The sequence below is a fragment of the Hydrogenophaga sp. genome, from assembly GCF_041633695.1.
In the GTDB taxonomy this organism is placed as follows: Bacteria; Pseudomonadota; Gammaproteobacteria; order Burkholderiales; family Burkholderiaceae_C; genus Hydrogenophaga.
In genome coordinates, this window is record NZ_JBFJMY010000007.1 from 1 (window position 1) to 19,804 (window position 19,804).

Genomic DNA, 19,804 nt, shown 5'->3' on the forward strand with positions numbered 1-19,804 from the left:
AAGACCAACCTGATCTCGGTCCCGGTGACCTACAAGTCGCTGGAGAACAAGGACATCGACGTGTTCCTGGGCAACTGGATGCCCACCATGGAAGCCGACATCAAGCCCTACCGCGACAGCGGCAGTGTGGAGACCGTGCGCGCCAACCTGGAAGGTGCCAAGTACACGCTGGCGGTTTCCGCAGCCGCCTACAAGGCCGGGCTGAAGTCGTTTGCCGACATCGCCAAATTCTCGAAAAAGCTCAACGGCAAGATCTACGGCATCGAGCCCGGCAACGACGGCAACCGCTTGATTCAGGGAATGATCGACAGCAACCAGTTCGGTCTGGGCAAGTTCAATCTGGTCGAGTCCAGCGAAGCGGGCATGTTGTCGCAGGTGCAGCGCGCCGAGCGCCGCGGCAAGTGGGTGGTGTTCCTGGGCTGGGAACCGCATCCCATGAACAGCCGCTTCAAGATGAAGTACCTCGAAGGCGGTGACGATGTGTTCGGCCCCAACCTGGGCGGCGCGACCATCTACACCAATGTGCGCAAAGGCTATGTGCAGGAATGCGCCAACGTCGGCAAGCTGCTGACGAATCTGGAATTCAGCCTGAAGATGGAAAACGCCCTGATGGACGCCGTGCTGAACGACAACAAGAAGCCCGAACAAGCGGCGACCACCTGGCTCAAGGCCAACCCCAAGGTGCTCGATGCCTGGCTCGACGGCGTGACCAGCACCGACGGCAAGCCAGCGCTTGAGGTCGTGAAGGCCGCTCTGGCCAAGTAAAGCCAGATTCCCCGGTGGCCACAGCGGCCGCTGGGGACCATCGCGCGTTCGCCCACCCGCTGAGCGCTCCCGCCGCCCCCGGCGATTTCCATTGCTTTTATGGACATTCAAAAAATACCACTCGGCGAGGTCATCGCCGAATTCATCGACTGGCTGACGCTGCACGGTGCCGACTATTTCGACGCCTTTGCCGACGCGCTGTCCATGGCCATCAACGCTTTCACACACAGCTTGCTCTGGTTCAACCCGCTCGCGCTGATCGCGGTGTTTGCGCTCATCGCGCACGGCATCCAGCGCAAATGGATGCTCACCCTCTTTTGCACGCTCTCGTTTCTGCTGATCCTGAATTTGGGTTACTGGCAGGAAACCATGGAGACGCTGGCACAGGTGCTGTTCGCCACCCTGGTCTGTGTGTTGATCGGTGTGCCACTGGGCATTTACGCCGCGCACAAGCCGCGCTTTTACACCGTGATGCAACCGGTGCTGGACCTGATGCAGACGGTCCCGACCTTCGTCTACCTGATTCCCACGCTCACCCTGTTCGGCCTGGGCGTGGTGCCCGGTCTGATCTCCACCGTGGTGTTTGCCGTGGCCGCACCCATCCGCCTGACCTACCTGGGCATTCACGATGTGCCCGCCGACTTGATGGACGCCGGCAAGGCCTTTGGCTGCTCGCGCCGCCAGCTGCTCACGCGCATCGAACTGCCACACGCCATGCCCAGCATTTCTGCGGGCATCACGCAGTGCATCATGCTGTCGCTGTCCATGGTGGTGGTCGCAGCCCTCGTGGGCGCCGACGGCTTGGGCAAGCCGGTGGTTCGCGCCTTGAACACCGCCGATATCGCCGTGGGTTTTGAAGCGGGTCTGGCCATTGTGCTGCTCGCCATCATGCTGGACCGCGTCTGCAAGCAGCGCACGCCCAAGAAAGGCGGTGCCGCATGAGCCTGATTCAAATTCAAGACCTGGACGTGGTCTTCTCCAACGCACCCAAGCCCGCGCTCGAGTTGCTCGATCAAGGCTTGTCGCGCGATGCAATTTTCAAGAAAACCGGCCTGATCGTCGGTGTTGAAAAAGCCAACTTGTCGGTCGAGCGCGGCGAAATCTGCGTGCTCATGGGCTTGTCGGGTTCCGGCAAGTCGAGCCTGCTGCGTTGCATCAACGGTCTCAACACGGTGAGCCGTGGCCGCCTGTTGATCGAACACGAAGGCGCCCAGATCGACATGGCCCATTGCACGGCCGCACAGATGAAAGCCATGCGCACCCAGCGCATCGCCATGGTGTTCCAGAAATTCGCGCTCATGCCCTGGCTCACCGTGGCCGAGAACGTGAGCCTGGGTCTGGAAATGCAAGGCCTGCCCAGTGGCGAACGCAAGAAACGCATCGACGACAAGCTCGAACTCGTCGGCCTTTCGCAGTGGCGCGACAAGCGCCCCGACGCCCTCTCGGGCGGCATGCAACAGCGCGTGGGCCTGGCCCGTGCGCTGGCCATGGACGCCGACATCCTGCTGATGGACGAGCCTTTCTCGGCCCTCGATCCGTTGATCCGCCAGGGTCTGCAAGACGAGTTGCTGGCACTGCAGCGCCAACTGAACATGACCATCGTGTTCGTGAGCCACGACCTGGATGAAGCGCTCAAGCTGGGCAACAACATCGTCATCATGAAGGATGGCCAGATCGTGCAGCACAGCAAGCCGGAGGAGATTGTGCTCAACCCCGCGAACGACTACGTGCGGGCCTTCGTGGCCCACACCAACCCGCTCAACGTGTTGCGTGGCCGCAGCCTGATGCGCGCACTGGCCGATTGCAAACAAACCGGTGGCGAGTACGAGCTCGACGCCGTGGCCGACATCTGGCTCCAGCTCGATGGCCAGGGCACGCTGCAAAGCGCGCGGCGCGGTGGTGACAGATTGCCGCTGCAGCGCTGGTCCGATGGTGAAGCGATTGAGTCGCTGCAACAGCAACCCACCGTGGTCCGTGCCGACATCGGCATGCGCGACGCGCTGCACATCCGCTACCAGACCGGCCAGAAGCTGGTGCTGAGCGAGGGCGATCAAGCGGTCGGCATTCTCGGGGACCGCGAGCTCTACCACGCCCTGCTCGGCAAAGCCATGGGCTGAGTCGGTTCAGCGGTCGGCCTCACAAGGGTCGGCCTCCTGCATTTTTTTGATCAAAGGAGGCGTTGCATGCCTGCCATTTCCCCACAACAGCTGTACATAGGAGGCGCCCGCGTGGACGCCACCAGCGGCGAAACCTTCAACACCACCAACCCCGCCACCGGCAAGGTGCTGGCGGCGGTGCACAGCGCGTCTAGACAAGACGTGGATGCGGCCGTGCGCAGCGCCCAAAAAGGCCAGCGCATCTGGGCGGGGTTCACCGCCATGCAACGCGCCCGCGTGTTGCGCCGAGCGGTCGATCTCTTGCGCGAACGCAACGACGAGCTCGCCGACCTGGAAACGCTGGACACCGGCAAGCCGGTGTCTGAAACGCGCTGCGTTGACATCGTCACCGGCGCCGATGTGCTGGAGTACTACGCGGGTCTGGCCACCGCCATCGAAGGCATGCAAGTGCCGCTGCGCGAAAGCGCATTCGTCTACACACGCCGCGAGCCGCTGGGCGTGGTGGCCGGTATCGGCGCCTGGAACTACCCCATACAGATCGCGCTGTGGAAGTCCGCGCCCGCGCTGGCGGCGGGCAACGCCATGGTCTTCAAGGCGAGCGAAGTCACGCCGCTCACCACTTTGAAACTCGCCGAGATTTACACCGAAGCCGGTTTGCCCGATGGCGTGTTCAACGTGGTCAACGGCGGCGCGGCGGTGGGCACTTGGCTGACAGAACACCCCGGCATTGAAAAAATTTCTTTCACCGGTGGCACCGTCACCGGCAAGAAGGTGATGGCCAGCGCGTCGGGCTCGACGCTGAAGGACGTGACCATGGAACTGGGTGGCAAGTCGCCTCTGATCGTGTTCGCCGACGCCGACCTGGACCGCGCGGCCGACATCGCCATGATGGCCAACTTCTACAGCTCGGGCCAGGTCTGCACCAACGGCACGCGCGTGTTTGTGCACCGCTCTATCCAGGCCGCGTTTGAGGCCAAGGTGATTGAACGGGTGCAGCGCATCCGCATGGGCGACCCGCAGGACGAGAACACCAATTTCGGCCCGCTCGTGAGCCTGGCCCACATGGAGAAGGTGTTGGGCTACATCGCTTCCGGCAAAGCCGAAGGCGCAACGCTGCTGGCAGGCGGCGGGCGCGCCACCGACGGTGCGCTGGCACAAGGCGCGTATGTACAAGCCACGGTGTTCAGCGCTTGCACCGACAGCATGAAGATCGTGCAAGACGAGATCTTCGGCCCGGTCATGGCCATCCTCGGTTTCGACGAGGAAGACGAGGTGGTGAAGCGCGCCAACGACACCGCCTACGGCCTGGCCGCCGGCCTGGTCACGCAAGACCTCAACACCGCCCACCGCGTCATCCACCGGCTGCAGGCCGGCATCTGCTGGATAAACACCTGGGGCGAGTCGGCGGCAGAGATGCCGGTGGGTGGCTACAAGCAGTCGGGCGTGGGCCGCGAGAACGGCCTTGAAACGCTCAAGGCCTACACCCGCAACAAATCCATCCAGGTCGAACTCGGCGCCTATGCGTCGGTGTTCTGAAGCTGCACCGAGGACCACACCAGACATGCAAAACAAAGCCTTCGACTACATCATCATCGGCGCCGGTTCGGCCGGCAATGTGCTGGCCACGCGCCTGACCGAAGACGCGGACGTGAGTGTGTTGCTGCTGGAAGCCGGCGGCCCCGACTACCGGCTCGACTTCCGCACCCAGATGCCCGCCGCGCTGGCTTTCCCGCTGCAAGGTCGGCGCTACAACTGGGCTTACGAGACCGATCCCGAGCCGCACATGGGCGACCGCCGCATGGAATGCGGGCGCGGCAAAGGCCTGGGCGGCTCCTCGCTGATCAACGGCATGTGCTACATCCGCGGCAACGCCATGGACTACGACGGTTGGGCGAAGCGCGACGGCTTGCAAGACTGGTCGTACCTCGACTGCCTGCCCTACTTCCGCAAAGCCGAAACCCGCGACACCGGTGCCGACGACTACCACGGCGACAGCGGCCCCTTGAGCGTGACCACGCCCAAGGCGGGCAACAACGTACTGTTTCACGCCATGGTGGAGGCCGGTGTGCAGGCGGGCTATCCGCGCACCGACGACCTCAACGGTTACCAGCAGGAGGGCTTTGGGCCCATGGACCGCACCACCACGCCGCAGGGTCGCCGCGCCAGCACCGCGCGCGGCTATCTGGACCAGGCGCGCCAGCGGCCCAACCTGACCATCGCCACGCACGCGCTCACCGACCGCATCTTGTTCGCAGGCAAACGCGCCGTGGGTGTCGCCTACTTGCAGGGCGCGCAATCGCACACCGCACAAGCCAGGCGCGAGGTGCTGCTGTGCTCGGGCGCCATTGCCTCGCCACAAATCTTGCAGCGCTCGGGCGTAGGACCTTCGTCGCTATTGAAATCGCTCGACATCCACGTGGTGCACGACCTGCCCGGCGTGGGCGCCAACTTGCAAGACCACCTGGAGGTCTACCAGCAATACGAATGCCTGCAACCGGTGTCTCTGGTCGGCGCCTTGAAGTGGTGGAACCAGCCCGCCATCGGTGCCGAGTGGTTGTTTCTGGAGCGTGGCATCGGTGCCAGCAACCAGTTCGAGGCAGGCGGCTTCATCCGCAGCTCCGACGCGTTCGACTGGCCCAACATCCAGTACCACTTCCTGCCGGTGGCGATCAACTACAACGGCAGCAACCCGATCCAGATCCACGGCTTCCAGGCCCACATGGGATCCATGCGCTCACCCAGCCGGGGTCGCGTGCACCTGCGCTCCAAAGACCCGCACCAGCATCCCAGCATCCTGTTCAACTACATGTCGACCGAGCAGGACTGGGCCGAATTCAGAGCCGGTATCCGCATCACGCGCGAGATCATGCGCCAGCCCGCGCTCAAGCCCTATGCGGGACGCGAGATCACGCCCGGTGATCCCGCGCAGAGCGATGCCGAACTCGACGCCTTCGTGCGCCAGCACGCAGAAACCGCCTTCCACCCCTGCGGCACCAATGCCATGGGCGTGGGCGACATGGCGGTGGTCGACGCGCAAGGCCGCGTGCACGGCCTGGAAGGCCTGCGGGTGGTGGACGCGTCCATCATGCCGGAGATCGTCACCGGCAATCTGAACGCACCGACCATCATGATGGCCGAGAAAATCGCCGACCAGATCCGTGGACGCACCCCCTTGCCCAGGGTCGAGGTGCCGTATTTCGTCGCTGGGCGGACACCCGCACGCGCATAGGGCCAGACCCCAGGCCCGCACGGAGTGGCCTGCATTGCGCAATAAGTCCCACCGGCGCGGCGCAGGCGGCGGTTGGCGCTCGGGCGGGCGCGGGGAATGCCCGTACACTTTCGACTGACCGGACAGTCCCGTCACCGTCCTCCCCCGCCGCCACGACTCTGACGCGATGCCCTCTTCCCCACCGCCCACCGAACGCCTGTTCCGCGACGAAGTGCTGGACCACCAGCGCGTTCAAAGCCTGGGCAGCATTTTGCTCACACCCCGGCTCTCCAGCTTGTGGATCGCCGCCGTGGCGGCCTTGCTGGCCCTGGCGCTGGTGCTGTTCGTGGCGCTGGGCAGCCACACCCGCCGGGTCACGGTCAACGGCCAGTTGCTGCCTGTGGGCGGTCTGATCCGGGTGCATACCCCCCAGGCGGGCGTGGTGCAGGAAAAACACGTGGCCGAAGGCCAGTTGGTGGAAAAAGGAACGGTGCTGTATGTGCTCTCCAGCGACCGTGTGGGCGAAGGCAGCAACAGCCTGCAAGCCGATATCCAACGCCAGATCGGCGAGCGCAAACGCTCGCTGCAAACCGAGATCGCGCGCGCCGAACGCGCCCAGCAAGAAGAGCAGCTGCACCTGCAACGGCGGCTGCAGACTTTGCGCGGCGAACTGCAAACCATTGCCAGCCTGATCGAGCAGCAAAAGGACCGGCTGCAAATGGCCGAAGACACGCGCAAGCGCTACCAGGGTCTGGCCGATCAGGACTACATCGCGCGCGAGGAATTGCAGCAAAAACGCATCGATGCGTCGGAGCAGCGCTCGCGCCTGCGCACGCTGGAGCGCGACCAGCTCGGGGTGCAGCGCGAAATGGCCCAGGTGTCGCAAGAACTGGATGGCAGCCGCCAACGCCACGCCAACCAGACGGCCGAGTTGCAGCGCAACGTGTCCAGCGCCGAACAGGAACTCACCGAAGCCGAAACCCGCCGCCAGGTGGTCATCACCGCGCCCGAATCCGGGCGCGCCACCCTGGTCACCGCCGAGCTGGGGCAAACGGTGGACGGCAACCAGGCCTTGGTCACCCTGATACCCGCGGCGGCACCGCTGCAAGCGCGCCTGTACGCACCCAGCAGCAGCATCGGTTTTGTGCAGCCCGGCGACGTGGTGCTGCTGCGCTACCAGGCCTTTCCGTACCAGAAGTACGGCCAGCAAGAGGGGGTGGTCGAAAGCGTGTCCACTTCGGCGCTGCGCCCGACCGAATTGCAAGCGCTGCCGGTCGCCGGCCTGCCCGAAGGCGAGCCCGTGTTCTCGGTACTGGTGCGGCTGAAATCGTCCACCGTGTGGGCCAATGGCCAGGCGCGCGCACTGCAAGCTGGCATGCAGTTGCAGGCCGACATATTGCAAGAAACCCGCCAGCTGTACGAATGGATGCTGGAGCCCCTCTACAGCGTGACGCGGCGGCAACAGCCATGAAGCACAACACCCGGAGCCGCTCTTGACCTGGACGCAGCAACTCTCGTTTGGCCTGGGCCGCCGCCTGCCCGTGATCCTGCAAACCGAAGCCGCCGAATGTGGTCTGGCTTGCCTGGCCATGGTGCTCAACCACCACGGCCTGGTGACCGATCTGGCCGCCCTGCGCGCGCGCCACCTGGTGTCCATGACCGGCATGGCGCTGGACACCTTGGCCGGCATCGCCCACCAGGAACAGCTGGGCACCCGGGGCCTGCGCCTGGACTTGAACGAACTCGCACAACTGCGCCTGCCCGCCATCCTGCACTGGGACCTGAACCACTTCGTGGTGTTGAAGTCGGTGGAGGCGGGGCGCATGGTGGTGCACGACCCGGCCTTTGGCGAGCGCCGCCTGAGCCTGTCGGAGGCCTCGCGCCACTTCACCGGCGTGGCGCTGGAGCTCTGGCCCAACCCCGGCTTCGAACCCCGCGAAGAAAAAACCCGCATCCGCCTGGGCCAGCTGGTGGGGCAGGTCTCGGGCTTTTGGCCCACGCTGGCGCGGGTGTTGATGCTGTCGCTGGCGCTGGAGGTGTTTGGCCTGGTCTCGCCCTTGTTCATGCAATGGGTGCTGGACCATGTGGTGGTCGCGCGCGACACCCAGCTGCTCACCACGCTGGCGCTGGGCTTTGGCCTCTTGCTGCTGGTGCAGCAAGGCACCCAGCTGGTGCGCTCCTGGCTGTTGATGGTGATCAACACCTCGGTGGCCGTGCAGTGGAAAACCAATGTCTTCAGCCACATGACGCACCTGCCGCTGTCGTACTTCCAGAACCGCCACCTGGGCGATATCGTTTCGCGCGCCAGCTCGGTCGAAGTGATCCAGCGCACCTTGACCTCGGCCTTTGTGCAGGCCTTGTTCGACGGCTTGCTGGTGGTGCTCACCCTGGTGCTGATGTTCGTCTACAGCCCGCAGCTGGCCTGGGTGGCGCTGGTCTCGGTGGCGCTGTACCTGGGTCTGCGTGTGCTCTGGTACCGCCCCATGTACGCCGCCTTTGAAGAAGTCATTGTGCGCGACGCCAACCAGTCCACCCATTTTCTGGAAAGCGTGCGCGGCATGCGCGCGATCCAGTTGTTCGGCCGCCAGAACGAGCGCAAGAACGCCTGGCAAACCCTGCTGGTGGGTGCCACCAACGCGCAGCTCAAGGTCGACAAACTCAACGTCTTGTACAGCCTGGTGCGCGGCTTGTTGAGCGGCGGCTTTGCCATCCTGATCGTCTGGCTCGGAACGCAAGAGATCATCGGCAACACCTTGACCGTGGGCATGCTCATGGCCTTCATGGCCTACCGCAGCCAGTTCGAAGCCCGCGTGACCTCGCTGATCGACAAGGCCATCGACTTGCGCATGCTGCGCCTGCACGCCGAGCGCCTGGCCGATCTGGTGCTCACCCCCGCCGAGCCCCGCACACAGCGGCTCGATGCCCATGCCCTGCGCCAAGCCAGCGAAGCCGGGCCGGCCACCGACGAAGCGGCCTCGCCCCGCCTGGTGCTCGATGGCCTGCGCTACCGCTACGCCGACCAAGGCCCCTGGGTGCTCGACGGGCTGTCCCTCAACATCGAGCCGGGCGAAGTGGTGGCACTCACCGGTCGTTCGGGCTGCGGCAAGACCACGCTCGTGCACCTCTTGCTCGGCACTTACGCTCCCACCGAAGGCCAGATCCGCGTCGACCAGATCCCGCTGGCCCAATGGGGCGTGGAGCGCTGGCGCAGTGGCGTGGCCACCGTGATGCAGGACGACAGCTTGTTCGCCGGCTCCATCAGCGACAACATCTGCTTTTTTGATGCCCAGCCCGATCTGGAGCGCATGGTGCAGTGCGCCCAGATGGCCGCGTTGCACGAAGACATCGAACGCATGCCCATGGCCTACCAGACCCTGGTGGGCGACATGGGCACCGTGCTCTCGGGCGGACAAAAGCAGCGCCTGCTGCTGGCGCGCGCGCTCTACAAGCGGCCGCGCGTGCTGGTGCTGGACGAGGCCACCAGCCACCTCGACATCGAGTCCGAAGCCCGGGTGAACAGCGCCATTGCCGCGCTCAACATCACCCGCATCATCGTGGCGCACCGCCCGGAAACCATTGCGGCCTCGCAGCGCGTGATCGAGATCCGGGACGGCCGTGTGCACTTCGACGGCAGCCCCGAGCAGTACTTTCAGCACATGGGTTACCGGGGCCGCCCCGCATGAAACGGGCGCGACAGAGGGTTTTGCAGTGGCCAAGGCTGGCATGGCTGGGCATGGCCGCCATGGCCGCAGCAGGCGCATCGGGCGCGGCGGCGCAGCCGGTCCCCGGCCAAGCCCCCATGCCCCGCTTGCAGATCAGTCACACGCTGGCCCAGCCACCGGCCCCAAGCGGCGCCAGCGAAAACCCCGCAGCACACCCGACGCATTGGAGCGCCGGTGCCGAAGGTTGGCAGCCCGGCAGCCATGCCTGCACCGAATCGGCCACCCCGCCCTGGGACCACCTGACCCTGGGCCTGGCTTTGGCGCGCACCCTGTGCAAAAGCCCCACCCTGCGCCAGGCCCTGGCCAATGTGGCCGAACAAACCGCCGGGCTTGAGCTGGAAGAAATCGCAGGCCTTCCGCGCTGGAACGCCAGCGCCGAATACAGCGGCGCACGCAACTTCAACTCCAGCGGGTCCTACGGGCGCACAGCCGCCGCATCGGTGGGGCTGTCCTGGGTCTTGTTCGACTTTGGTCAGCGCAACGCCCAGTTGCAGGCGGCCCGCCAAACCCTGTCCGCGGCCTTGTCCAACCAGAGCAACACGGTGCTGGAATCGGTGCGCGACATGCTGCGCCTCTACGGCGAAGCGGTGGTGGCCCACGCTGGCCTCGAAGCCAGCACCGAGGCCGAAAACACCGCCAGCCGCACGGCCGACGCGGCGGTGGCACGCTACCAGGCCCAGGTCGGCAACCAGATCGAGCGCCTGCAAGCGCAAACCGCGCTGGCCCAGGCCACGCTGGAGCGGTTTCGGGCGCTCAGCCGCTGGGAGACCGCGCGCGGCAACCTGGCCCTTGCGCTGGGCGCCGACATCACCCAAGCCCTGCGTCTGGTGGACTGGGAAGCCTGGGTACACAGCGCGGGCGACAGCAGCGCCTTTGCCGAACTGCAGCGCGAAGCACGGGAACAGCATCCGCGCACACGCGCCGCCATGGCCCAGATCCAGAGCCTGCAAGCGCGCCTGTCGGCCGCGCAGGCAGAAAACAAGGGCAGCGTCTCGGTGAGCGCCAGCGCCGGCAGCTCGCGCAACTGGGGTGCCGCAGGCAGTGGCACCACGCCCACCGCCAGTGCGGCCATCGTGGCCAGCATCCCGCTGTTCAACGGGCGCGAAAGCAAGGCGGTAGAAAACCAGATCGTGGCGCAGATCCAGTCGCGCGAAGCCGAACTGGAAGCGGTGCAGCGCGAACTCGACAGCCAGTTGTGGCAGGCCTACCAGGCGGCGCGCACCAGCCGCCAGGCACTCACAGCCAGCGAGCGCCTCATGGACTCGGCCGACAGCGCCTACCAGGTGGCCCAAGGCCGCTACCGGGCCGGCGTGGGTTCCATGCTGGAGTTGCTGAACGCGCAAGCCGCGCTGGCCGACGCCCGGCGCGAGCGCGTCACCGCACAAGTGGAGCGCCTGACCGCCCAGACCCAGCTCAGCCTGGCCACAGGGCGTGTGGGGCCCACCCAAACATCTGGCCCAGCGGCCCTGCGGTAACACCGCTTCTCCAACGCGTTACCGGCCGCCCAAGGGCCAAAAAAACAGCGCCGCTGCGAATGGCAGGGGCGCTGTTTTCGAAACCGGAAACCGAGTGGATCAGATCAGCGGCACGCCGGTCTTGGATTGCACGAATTCCCGGCTCACGCCCGGCGCCAGCTCGACCACTTTCAGGCCTTCTGGCGTCACGTCCATCACGGCCAAGTCGGTGATGATGCGGTTCACCACGCCCACGCCGGTCAAGGGCAGCGTGCACTCGGGAATGATCTTCATGTCTTCGGTGCCATCTTTTTTCTTGGCCACGTGCTCCATCAAGATGATCACACGCTTGACGCCGGCCACCAGGTCCATGGCGCCGCCCATGCCTTTGACCATCTTGCCGGGGATCATCCAGTTCGCCAGATCGCCCTTGGCACTCACCTGCATGGCACCCAGAATCGACAGGTTGATCTTGCCGCCGCGGATCATCGCAAAGGACTGGTCGCTGCCAAAAATGGCCGAACCCTTGATCGTGGTCACGGTTTGTTTGCCGGCGTTGATCAGGTCGGCGTCGACCTTGTCTTCGGTCGGAAACGGGCCGATGCCCAGCATGCCGTTCTCGGACTGCAGCCACACTTCCTTGTCGCCGGTGAAGTTGGCCACCAGGGTGGGAATGCCAATGCCCAGGTTGACGTAAAAGCCGTCTTCGAGCTCTTGCGCCGCGCGTGCGGCCATTTGATCTTGGTTCCAAGGCATGGTCAGGCTCCTGCTTTCTCGGTGATGGTGCGTTTCTCGATCCGCTTCTCGGGCGAAGCGTTGAGCACGATGCGGTGCACGTAGATGCCGGGCAGGTGCACATCGTCGGGGGCGATCTCGCCGGTCTCGACAATGCGCTCCACTTCCACCACGCAGATCTTGCCAGCGGTGGCCGCAGCGGGGTTGAAGTTGCGTGCGGTCAGGTTGAAACGCAGATTGCCCGACTTGTCGGCCACATCCGCTTTGATCAAGGCGATCTCGGGCAGCAGCGCGCGTTCCATCACATAGGTCTCGCCATCAAACTCGCGCAGTTCCTTGCCTTCGGCCACCAGGGTGCCGACGCCGGTCTTGGTGAAGAAAGCCGGGATGCCCGCGCCACCGGCGCGCAGCTTCTCGGCCAGCGTGCCCTGCGGCGTGAATTCGAGTTCGAGTTCGCCGGCCAGGTACTGGCGCTCGAACTCTTTGTTCTCGCCCACGTAGGACGAAATCATCTTTTTGATCTGGCGCGTCTGCAACAGCTTGCCCAGGCCAAAATCGTCGACACCGGCGTTGTTGGAAATCGCGGTCAGGTTTTTGACGCCGGAATCGCGCAGCGCATCGATCAAGGCTTCGGGGATGCCGCACAGGCCGAAGCCGCCCACGGCGATGAGTTGGCCATCGGCCACAATGCCTTCCAGTGCCTTGGCGGCACTCGGGTAAATCTTGTTCACGTCGATCGCTCCTGTGATGAAACCGGGAAAACACGACGATACTACGTATCGACATACGTAGTATTTCCTAGAGTCAAACCCCTACCCGCTCGGCCCCGCGCCGACCCTTCAGCATGGACATTGATTACCGCCTCGCTTTTGACCGTGCCCCGGTCGGGCTGGCCTTGTCGCGCGAGCGCACCATGGTCGACTGCAACCAGGCCTTGTGTGAGATGTTTGGCGCGGCGCGCGAACACCTGGTGGGCCAGAGCTTCCAGATTCTCTACCCCAGCGCCGCCGAATACGAGCGCACCGGTGCACGCATCACCCCCATCATGGGGCGCGATGGCCGTTACGCCGACGACCGCATCATGAAACGGGTGGACGGCCGTTTCAAGGGCGAAACCTTTTGGTGCCATGTGACCGGCCGCGCCATACGCCGCGAGGCCCCGCACGAAGCCGGCATCTGGAGCTTCGAAGACCTGAGCTCGCGCCGCGCGGTCAAGGCCGAACTGACGGCGCGCGAACGCGAGGTTGCCGCGTTTCTGATGGACGGCCTGACCAGCAAAGAAATCGGCAAGGCACTGGACATCAGCCCACGCACGGTGGAAATCTACCGCGCGCGCCTCAAGCGCAAATACCAGGCGCACAGCACACCGGACCTGGTGCACCGCTTGATGGCGGGTTGAACCCGCCCAGGGACACGCCCTCAGGGCGCCGGTAGCTCCACCACTTCGGCGGCCGTGCGGAACGCCTCCACCGCGGTCGGGATGCCGCAGTACACGGCGGCGTGCAACAACACCTCCTGGATCTCGGCCACCGTGGCGCCGTTGTTCAGCGCGCCCCGCACATGGCCTTTGAGTTCGTGCTGCTTGCCCAGCGCCGTGAGCATGGCCACGGTGATCAGGCTGCGGGTCTTGCGGTCCAGACCTTCGCGCTGCCAGACATCGCCCCAGGCGGCGCGTGAAATGTGGTCTTGAATCGGCTGGGTGAAAGGCGTGGCGCTGGCCAGCGCACGGTCCACGAAAGCATCGCCCATCACCTCGCGGCGGGTTGCCAGGCCTTGTGTGTATTGTTCGTCTTGCATGCTGTGCTCCGGGTGTCCGTTGAAATCAGACGCCAAGGATAAACTTTGTTTTCAACCCGAGGAGACCCTATGAGCCCCGTCCGATACCCCGCCCCCGACCTCAACAGCCTGCCCGATGACATCAAAGCCAAGGTACTGGAAGTGCAGGAAAAAGCCGGCTTCATCCCCAATGTGTTTCTGGGTCTGGCACGCCGGCCGGCCGAGTGGCGCGCCTTTTTTGCCTACCACGACGCGCTGATGTTGAAAGAGGATTCGGGCCTGTCCAAGGGCGACCGCGAGATGATCGTGACCACCACCAGCGCGGCCAACCAATGCCTGTATTGCGTGGTCGCGCATGGCGCGATCTTGCGCATCTACGAGAAAAAGCCCCTGGTGGCCGACCAGGTGGCGGTGAACCACCGCAAGGCCGACATTTCGCCGCGCCAGCGCGCCATGCTCGACTTCGCCATGAAGGTTTGCCAGCGCTCGCACGAAATCGAAGACGCCGATTTTGAAGCCCTGCACGCCCACGGCTTCAACGACGAAGACGCCTGGGACATCGCCGCCATCACCGCCTTCTTTGGTCTGTCCAACCGCATGGCCAGCTTCAGCGGCATGGTGCCCAACCCGGAGTTCTACCTCATGGGCCGGGTACCCAAGGCCAAATAAGACGCTTTATAAAAGCAAAAGCGTTCAGCCCACCCGCAACAAGCGCCCGCTGTCGGTCAGCAGATACAGGTGGCCATCCGGCCCCTGGCGCACGTCGCGGATGCGTTCGTTGAGCGAAGCCAGCAAACGCTCGCGGCCCACCACCTGGTTGCCGTCGAGCTGGATGCGCCACAGCGCCTTGCCCGCCAGCGCCCCCACGAACAAACTGCCGTTCCAGTGCGCGGGCGCAGCCCCGCTGAAAAACGCCATGCCGCTGGGCGCGATGGACGACTTGGTGCCGCCGTTCCAGGCCGATCCGTCGATCGCCTCCCAGACCACCAGCGGCTGCTCCATGCCCGCCTTGGCCGTGCCTTCTCCTACCTGCGTGGTGGAGCCATATTCCTGGCCGAAACTGATCACCGGCCAGCCGTAATTGCGCCCGGCCAGGGTGCGGTTCACCTCGTCACCGCCCTGCGGGCCGTGCTCGTGCGTCCAGAGTTCGCCGGTCACCGGGTGCAAGGCGGCGCCCTGCGGATTGCGGTGCCCGTAGCTCCAGATCTCGGGCAGCACACCGGTCTGGGCGGGCCAGGGGTTGCCCGGTGCAGCCGCGCCGCTGGTGCTGATGCGCACCACCTTGCCATTGCCCCGGGACCGGTCTTGTGCGAACACCCGCTGGTCGCTGCTCTGGCGATCGCCCAGGGTCACGAACAAATGGCCCTGGCGGTCAAACACCAGGCGCGAGCCGAAATGCCCGGTGCTTTGCACCTTGGGACTCTGGCGGTAAATCACCGTGAGGTTGCGCAAGGCCATGGCGCCCAGGTCGAGTTCCGCGCGCGCCACGGCGGTGCCATTGAGCGCCGCATGGCCCGCGTCAGCTTCAGAGAAGCTGAAATAAATGCGCCGGTTGTTGGCGTGGTCCGGGTCCAGCACCAGGTCCAGCAAACCGCCCTGCCCGGCGCTGGCCACAGCCGGCAAACCCGTCACCGCCCGCACCGAAGCACCATCGGCCGCGATCAACCAGAGATGGCCCGTGCGCCCGGTGACCAACATGCGGGCGTCGGGCAAAAAGGCCAGGCTCCACGGACTGGCCAGACCCGACACCACCTCGGTGGTGGTGATCGTGCCCGTGGTGGGTACAAAACCGGAGGGTGTTGGCCCGGAGGGTGTTGGCGCAGCGCTATGGCTGGCGTTGGCGCTGCCACCGCCGCAACCGACCAAGGCAGCGAGCCAGGCCAGTGCAAAAAATACCGAACGGACATGCATGTCCAGCATGCTAATGCGAGACCTCAACCCGGTCTGCAAGGATTTGTGTGCTCAGACCAGATGCGCGCGCATGTGCTCGGGCATGGGCGCCGACTTCTGCAGCGGGAAATTGACCCAGACCGTGGTCGCACCGCCTGCGGCGTACACGGTGTCGGGGTCGTCGGTGCGCGAGAGCGTGCACCAACTCTCGAAACTGCTCTTGCCCGGGTCGCTCACGTACATGGTGGCCAGCACCTCGCCCGGATATTCCAGCTGCTTGTAGAAGTTGCAAAAGGCGTTCACGATCACCGGCCCTTCGCCACGCGGATCGGGTTCGCAACCAATGGAGCGCATCCACTCGATGCGCACGATCTCCAGGAAACGGAAGTACAAGGTGTTGTTCACATGGCCCATGGCGTCCATGTCGCCCCAGCGGATGGGCAGCGTCATGCTGAACACCTGTTTCTTGATCGCGGGAAGTTCCAGTTTCATCGGTGCGCCTTGATGGATAAAAGAATGCCCAGTACAAACATCGCAGCGGCCAGCCACTGCGTGGTCGCCGGCCATTGCTGGTCCCACGCGAAGCTGTACAACAGGCCAAAAATGGTCTCGCTCACGATGAGCTGCCCGGCCAGGCTACCGCTCAAACGCCGGCTCGCCATGTTCCACAGCACCGAGGCGACCCAGGCCGAACCGATGCCGGTGAGCACACAAACCAGCACAAAACCGCCCACACCCGGCCGCGCCCACAGTGTGTTCCAGTCCGTTCCCGCCCACCACCACAAGAGCAAGGCGCCAACGCCAGCACCCACGCCCATCCAGTTCGCCCAGTCGGTGGATTGAACCCCGGGGTGGCGCCGCAGCCAGGCCGCGTTCAGCATGGCAAAGGCCAGCCAGCTGACCACCGCCGCCCCGGCGTACAGCATGCCCAGCACCAATGGGCCGCCCGAGCCCGCCGCGTCCCCGGGGCTTTCCATCATCAGAGCGATGCCGCCAGCGGTCAGCAGCACACCCGGCAGCAGCGCGGACCAGCGCAAGCCATGGGGCTTGCCCAAGACCATGAGCCAGATCGGAATGGTGCCGATGACCAGCACCGGCAGGGCCGCCCCCACCTGGGTGATCGCCAGTGCCAGCAGGAGGTAGTAGCCGGTATAGCCCAGCACGCTGAAAACCAGTGCGGCCAAGGCCTGGCGCGGCGTTGGCAGATGCCACCCGGTGGTCGCGCGGCCTCTCAAGGAGCGGACCAGCGGCTGGGTGAGCATCAAGGCCAAGGAAAACAGGCCGCAGGCCACGAAGCGCCCGACGGTGATGTCCACCGCGTCAAAACCCGGCGCCGCCAGGGGCGCCAAAAAGGCCATGCCCCAGAACGCCCCCGCACCCAAGCCGGCCAGAATGCCGGTCAGCATGCCCGCGGGCCAGGCCGCGAGCCGAACCGCTCCCACGGGATTCAAGTATCAGACGCCAAAACCATCGTCGGCGGCGATCACCGCCCCGTTGATGAAATGGCTCTCGGCGGCACACAGCATCACCAGCACGGCATCGAGATCGGTGGGTTGCCCCACGCGCTTGCGGGGCAGCATCTGAACCAGTTTCTGCCCTTGTTCGGTCTGCCAATGCTGGTGGTTGAGCTCGGTGTCGATGTAGCCCGGGCAGATGGCATTGACGTTGATGCCGTACTTGCCCCACTCCACCGCCATCGCCTTGGTCATCTGCACCACGGCCGCCTTGCTCATGCAATACACACCGATTTTCGGCAGCACCTTGAGCCCGGCCATGGACGCGATGTTGACGATGCGCCCGCCCACGAACGAACCAGGCGCCGCCCCCTGGGCGCGCGCCAGCATGCGTTTGCCGACTTCCTGGGCCATGAAAAAGGCGCCCTTGGTGTTGGTGTTGAAGATCCAGTCGTAGTCTTCCTCGCTCACGTCCTGCAAGCGCTGCGTGGTGCTCACGCCCGAGTTATTGATCAAAATGTCGATCGGGCCGACCTCGGTTTCCGCGTGCGCCACCGCCGCTTTGATGGACGCGCGGTCGGTCACATCCAGCGCGACCACGTGGGCATCACCGCCCTCGGCTTCGATCTGCGCGCGCAAGGTCATGAGCCGGTCGGTACGGCGGCTGGCCAGCACCACGGCCGCGCCAGCGCGCGCCAGCGTCTTCGCAAATTGCTCCCCCAAACCACTGGAAGCACCCGTGACAAGGGCTACCCGACCCGACAAATCCAGGCTATATGCCATTTGATTTCCTTCCCAAAGAGACCGCGTCTGCGGCGAACGTGACAACAATTGTGCGGCATAGCCCACTAAAATCGGTCGCTGGCACGACAGGCAGCGCAATCTGCGCCGCCTGTGGCACAAGCCCTGCGACCCGGTTTTGGCTCAAAACCACCCCATAACAACGGTGACGGCCCCACCACCTCACCCCAACGAGAAGCGCTCATGACACCAGAAAACATCCTCAGCACCTACGGTCCCCGCGAAGCCATGGAATACGACGTGGTGGTGGTGGGTGGAGGGCCAGCGGGTCTGTCCACGGCGATCCGGCTCAAGCAACTGGCGGCGGAAAAAGGCAGCGAGATCAACGTGTGCGTGCTGGAAAAGGGCTCGGAACCCGGCGCACACATCCTGTCGGGCGCCGTGATGGACCCCATCGCCATCACCGAACTGTTTCCCGACTGGAAAGAGCGCGGTGCGCCGCTGCTGCAGGAAGTCACCGGCGACGACCTGCTGGTGTTGAGCGAAACCGGCTCCACGCGCACGCCCGACTGGCTGATGCCCCGCAACTTCCACAACCACGGCTGCTACATCGTCAGCCTGGGTGCGGTCACCAAATGGCTGGGCGACCAGGCCGAGGCAATGGGGGTGGAAATTTTCCCCGGCTTCACGGGCGCTGAAGTGCTGTACAACGAAGACGGCTCGGTCAAGGGCGTGGCCACGGGCAACCAGGGCGTGGGCAAAGACGGCGAGCCCAGCGACAGCTTCCAGATCGGCATGGAACTGCATGCCAAATACACCGTGTTCGCCGAAGGCGCACGCGGCCATCTGGGCAAACAACTGATCGCCCGCTACAAGCTCGCTGAAGGCAAGGACGCACAAACCTTCGCCATCGGCATCAAGGAACTGTGGGAAGTGCCCGCCGACAAGGCCAAGCCCGGCCTGGTGGTGCACACCGCTGGCTGGCCCATGGACGACGACACTTTTGGCGGCGGTTTCCTCTACCACCTCGAAGGCAACAAGGTCACGCTGGGTATGGTGGTCGGGCTGGACTACCAGAACCCCTGGATGAGCCCGTTCGAAGAAATGCAGCGCTGGAAAACCCACCCGGCTATCCGCGCCCACCTCGAAGGCGGCAAACGCCTGGGCTACGGCGCTCGGGCGCTCAACAACGGAACGCCCCAGGCCCTGCCCAAGACCGTGTTCCCGGGCGGCGCGCTGATCGGTTGCAACGCCGGTTTTCTGAACGCCGCGCGCATCAAGGGCAGCCACGCGGCCATCAAGAGCGGCATGCTGTGCGCCGAAGCAGCGTTTGAAGCCGTGACAGCCGGTCGCCAGCACGACGAGCTCAGCGCCTTCCCCGAAAAGTTCCAGAAAAGCTGGCTGTTCGAGGAGCTCTGGACCTACCGCAACTTCAAGAACTGGTTCAAGAAGAGCCCGCTGCTGGGCAAGCTCATGACCGGGGTGGAACACTGGTTTCTGCCCAAGATCGGCGTCAAATCGCCGCCGTGGACGCTGCACAACATCACGCGCGACCACACCAAGCTGCGACCGGCCGCCGACATGCCGCAGATCAGCTACCCCAAGCCCGACGGCAAGCTCACGTTCGACCGTTTGAGCAGCGTTTTCGTCTCCAACACCAACCACGAAGAAAACCAGCCCGCCCACCTCACACTCAAAGACAGCAGCGTGCCGGTGCAGATCAATCTGGCCAAGTACGCAGGCCCCGAGGCCCGGTACTGCCCGGCGGGCGTGTACGAATTCGTGAAAGGCGACGACGGTACCGGTAAAGAAGTCGACCGCTTGCAGATCAACGCGCAGAACTGCGTGCACTGCAAGACCTGCGACATCAAAGACCCGACTCAAAACATCGTCTGGGTCACACCCGAAGGCGGTGGTGGTCCGAACTACGCCGGCATGTGAG

The 19,804-nt window shown here is 64.6% G+C and carries 17 protein-coding genes and 1 pseudogene; 11 read left to right on the top strand and 7 right to left on the bottom strand.

From position 1 onward, the window contains the following. From choX to ABYB95_RS00945, 8 genes and pseudogenes are all read left to right on the top strand, one after another. On the top strand, positions 1-765 hold a 765-nt coding region (gene choX, locus ABYB95_RS00910), incomplete at its 5' end, for a choline ABC transporter substrate-binding protein (protein ID WP_372656535.1). A 99-nt stretch (positions 766-864) separates the two neighbouring features. After that, positions 865-1,707: a choline ABC transporter permease subunit gene (choW, locus tag ABYB95_RS00915; protein ID WP_372656537.1), complete on the top strand. Its 843-nt coding sequence runs from the start codon at positions 865-867 to the stop codon at positions 1,705-1,707. Then, positions 1,704-2,882, top strand: a complete 1,179-nt coding sequence (choV, locus tag ABYB95_RS00920) for a choline ABC transporter ATP-binding protein (RefSeq protein ID WP_372656538.1) — start codon at positions 1,704-1,706, stop codon at positions 2,880-2,882. Before choW ends, choV begins: the two co-directional genes overlap by 4 nt. A 66-nt stretch (positions 2,883-2,948) precedes the next feature. Then, positions 2,949-4,418: a betaine-aldehyde dehydrogenase gene (gene betB / locus ABYB95_RS00925; protein WP_372656539.1), complete on the top strand. Its 1,470-nt coding sequence runs from the start codon at positions 2,949-2,951 to the stop codon at positions 4,416-4,418. A gap of 25 nt (positions 4,419-4,443) precedes the next feature. Continuing rightward, positions 4,444-6,111, top strand: a complete 1,668-nt coding sequence (betA, locus tag ABYB95_RS00930; protein WP_372656540.1) for a choline dehydrogenase — start codon at positions 4,444-4,446, stop codon at positions 6,109-6,111. Between the two features lie 166 nt (positions 6,112-6,277). Beyond that, positions 6,278-7,561, top strand: a complete 1,284-nt coding sequence (locus ABYB95_RS00935) for an HlyD family secretion protein (protein WP_372656541.1) — start codon at positions 6,278-6,280, stop codon at positions 7,559-7,561. 22 nt (positions 7,562-7,583) lie between these two features. After that, positions 7,584-9,883 (top strand): annotated as a pseudogene (locus tag ABYB95_RS00940) (peptidase domain-containing ABC transporter); the annotation flags it as partial. A 6-nt stretch (positions 9,884-9,889) separates the two neighbouring features. Beyond that, a complete protein-coding gene (locus ABYB95_RS00945; RefSeq protein ID WP_372656558.1) occupies positions 9,890-11,287 on the top strand; it encodes a TolC family protein in 1,398 nt (465 codons plus the stop codon). A 99-nt stretch (positions 11,288-11,386) separates the two neighbouring features. On the opposite strand, the gene ABYB95_RS00950 is transcribed toward ABYB95_RS00945, so the two are convergent. Next, on the bottom strand, positions 11,387-12,022 hold the full coding sequence (locus tag ABYB95_RS00950; protein WP_372656542.1) for a 3-oxoacid CoA-transferase subunit B: 636 nt from the start codon (positions 12,020-12,022) through the stop codon (positions 11,387-11,389). A 2-nt stretch (positions 12,023-12,024) separates the two neighbouring features. Next, a complete protein-coding gene (locus ABYB95_RS00955) occupies positions 12,025-12,732 on the bottom strand; it encodes a CoA transferase subunit A (RefSeq protein WP_372656543.1) in 708 nt (235 codons plus the stop codon). Positions 12,733-12,845: 113 nt separating this feature from the next. Here ABYB95_RS00955 and ABYB95_RS00960 point away from each other — a divergent pair, with 113 nt between their 5' ends. Then, positions 12,846-13,400: a LuxR C-terminal-related transcriptional regulator gene (locus ABYB95_RS00960; protein ID WP_372656544.1), complete on the top strand. Its 555-nt coding sequence runs from the start codon at positions 12,846-12,848 to the stop codon at positions 13,398-13,400. A gap of 20 nt (positions 13,401-13,420) precedes the next feature. Here ABYB95_RS00960 and pcaC read toward each other — a convergent pair whose 3' ends face one another. Beyond that, positions 13,421-13,798: a 4-carboxymuconolactone decarboxylase gene (gene pcaC / locus ABYB95_RS00965; protein ID WP_372656545.1), complete on the bottom strand. Its 378-nt coding sequence runs from the start codon at positions 13,796-13,798 to the stop codon at positions 13,421-13,423. Positions 13,799-13,867: 69 nt separating this feature from the next. Between pcaC and ABYB95_RS00970 the strand changes: the two genes are divergently transcribed. Continuing rightward, the gene (locus ABYB95_RS00970) at positions 13,868-14,446 is read left to right on the top strand and encodes a peroxidase-related enzyme (protein ID WP_372656546.1); all 579 of its coding nucleotides are present in this window, start codon (positions 13,868-13,870) and stop codon (positions 14,444-14,446) included. A 24-nt stretch (positions 14,447-14,470) separates the two neighbouring features. On the opposite strand, the gene ABYB95_RS00975 is transcribed toward ABYB95_RS00970, so the two are convergent. Genes ABYB95_RS00975 through ABYB95_RS00990 form a run of 4 tightly spaced genes read right to left on the bottom strand, consistent with a single transcriptional unit; the run spans position 14,471 to position 17,904 of the window. Continuing rightward, on the bottom strand, positions 14,471-15,697 hold the full coding sequence (locus ABYB95_RS00975) for a PQQ-dependent sugar dehydrogenase (protein ID WP_372656548.1): 1,227 nt from the start codon (positions 15,695-15,697) through the stop codon (positions 14,471-14,473). 42 nt (positions 15,698-15,739) lie between these two features. After that, positions 15,740-16,159, bottom strand: coding sequence for an acyl-CoA thioesterase (locus ABYB95_RS00980; RefSeq protein ID WP_372656549.1), 420 nt, complete (start codon positions 16,157-16,159; stop codon positions 15,740-15,742). Then, entirely contained in the window at positions 16,156-17,109 is a 954-nt protein-coding gene (locus ABYB95_RS00985) for a DMT family transporter (RefSeq protein ID WP_372656559.1), read from the bottom strand. Before ABYB95_RS00985 ends, ABYB95_RS00980 begins: the two co-directional genes overlap by 4 nt. Before the next feature lie 12 nt (positions 17,110-17,121). After that, complete coding sequence (locus tag ABYB95_RS00990; RefSeq protein ID WP_372656550.1) at positions 17,122-17,904, bottom strand: SDR family oxidoreductase; 783 nt, start codon at positions 17,902-17,904, stop codon at positions 17,122-17,124. 201 nt (positions 17,905-18,105) lie between these two features. Here ABYB95_RS00990 and ABYB95_RS00995 point away from each other — a divergent pair, with 201 nt between their 5' ends. Next, positions 18,106-19,803: an electron transfer flavoprotein-ubiquinone oxidoreductase gene (locus tag ABYB95_RS00995; protein ID WP_372656551.1), complete on the top strand. Its 1,698-nt coding sequence runs from the start codon at positions 18,106-18,108 to the stop codon at positions 19,801-19,803. Position 19,804: the final 1 nt, after the last annotated feature.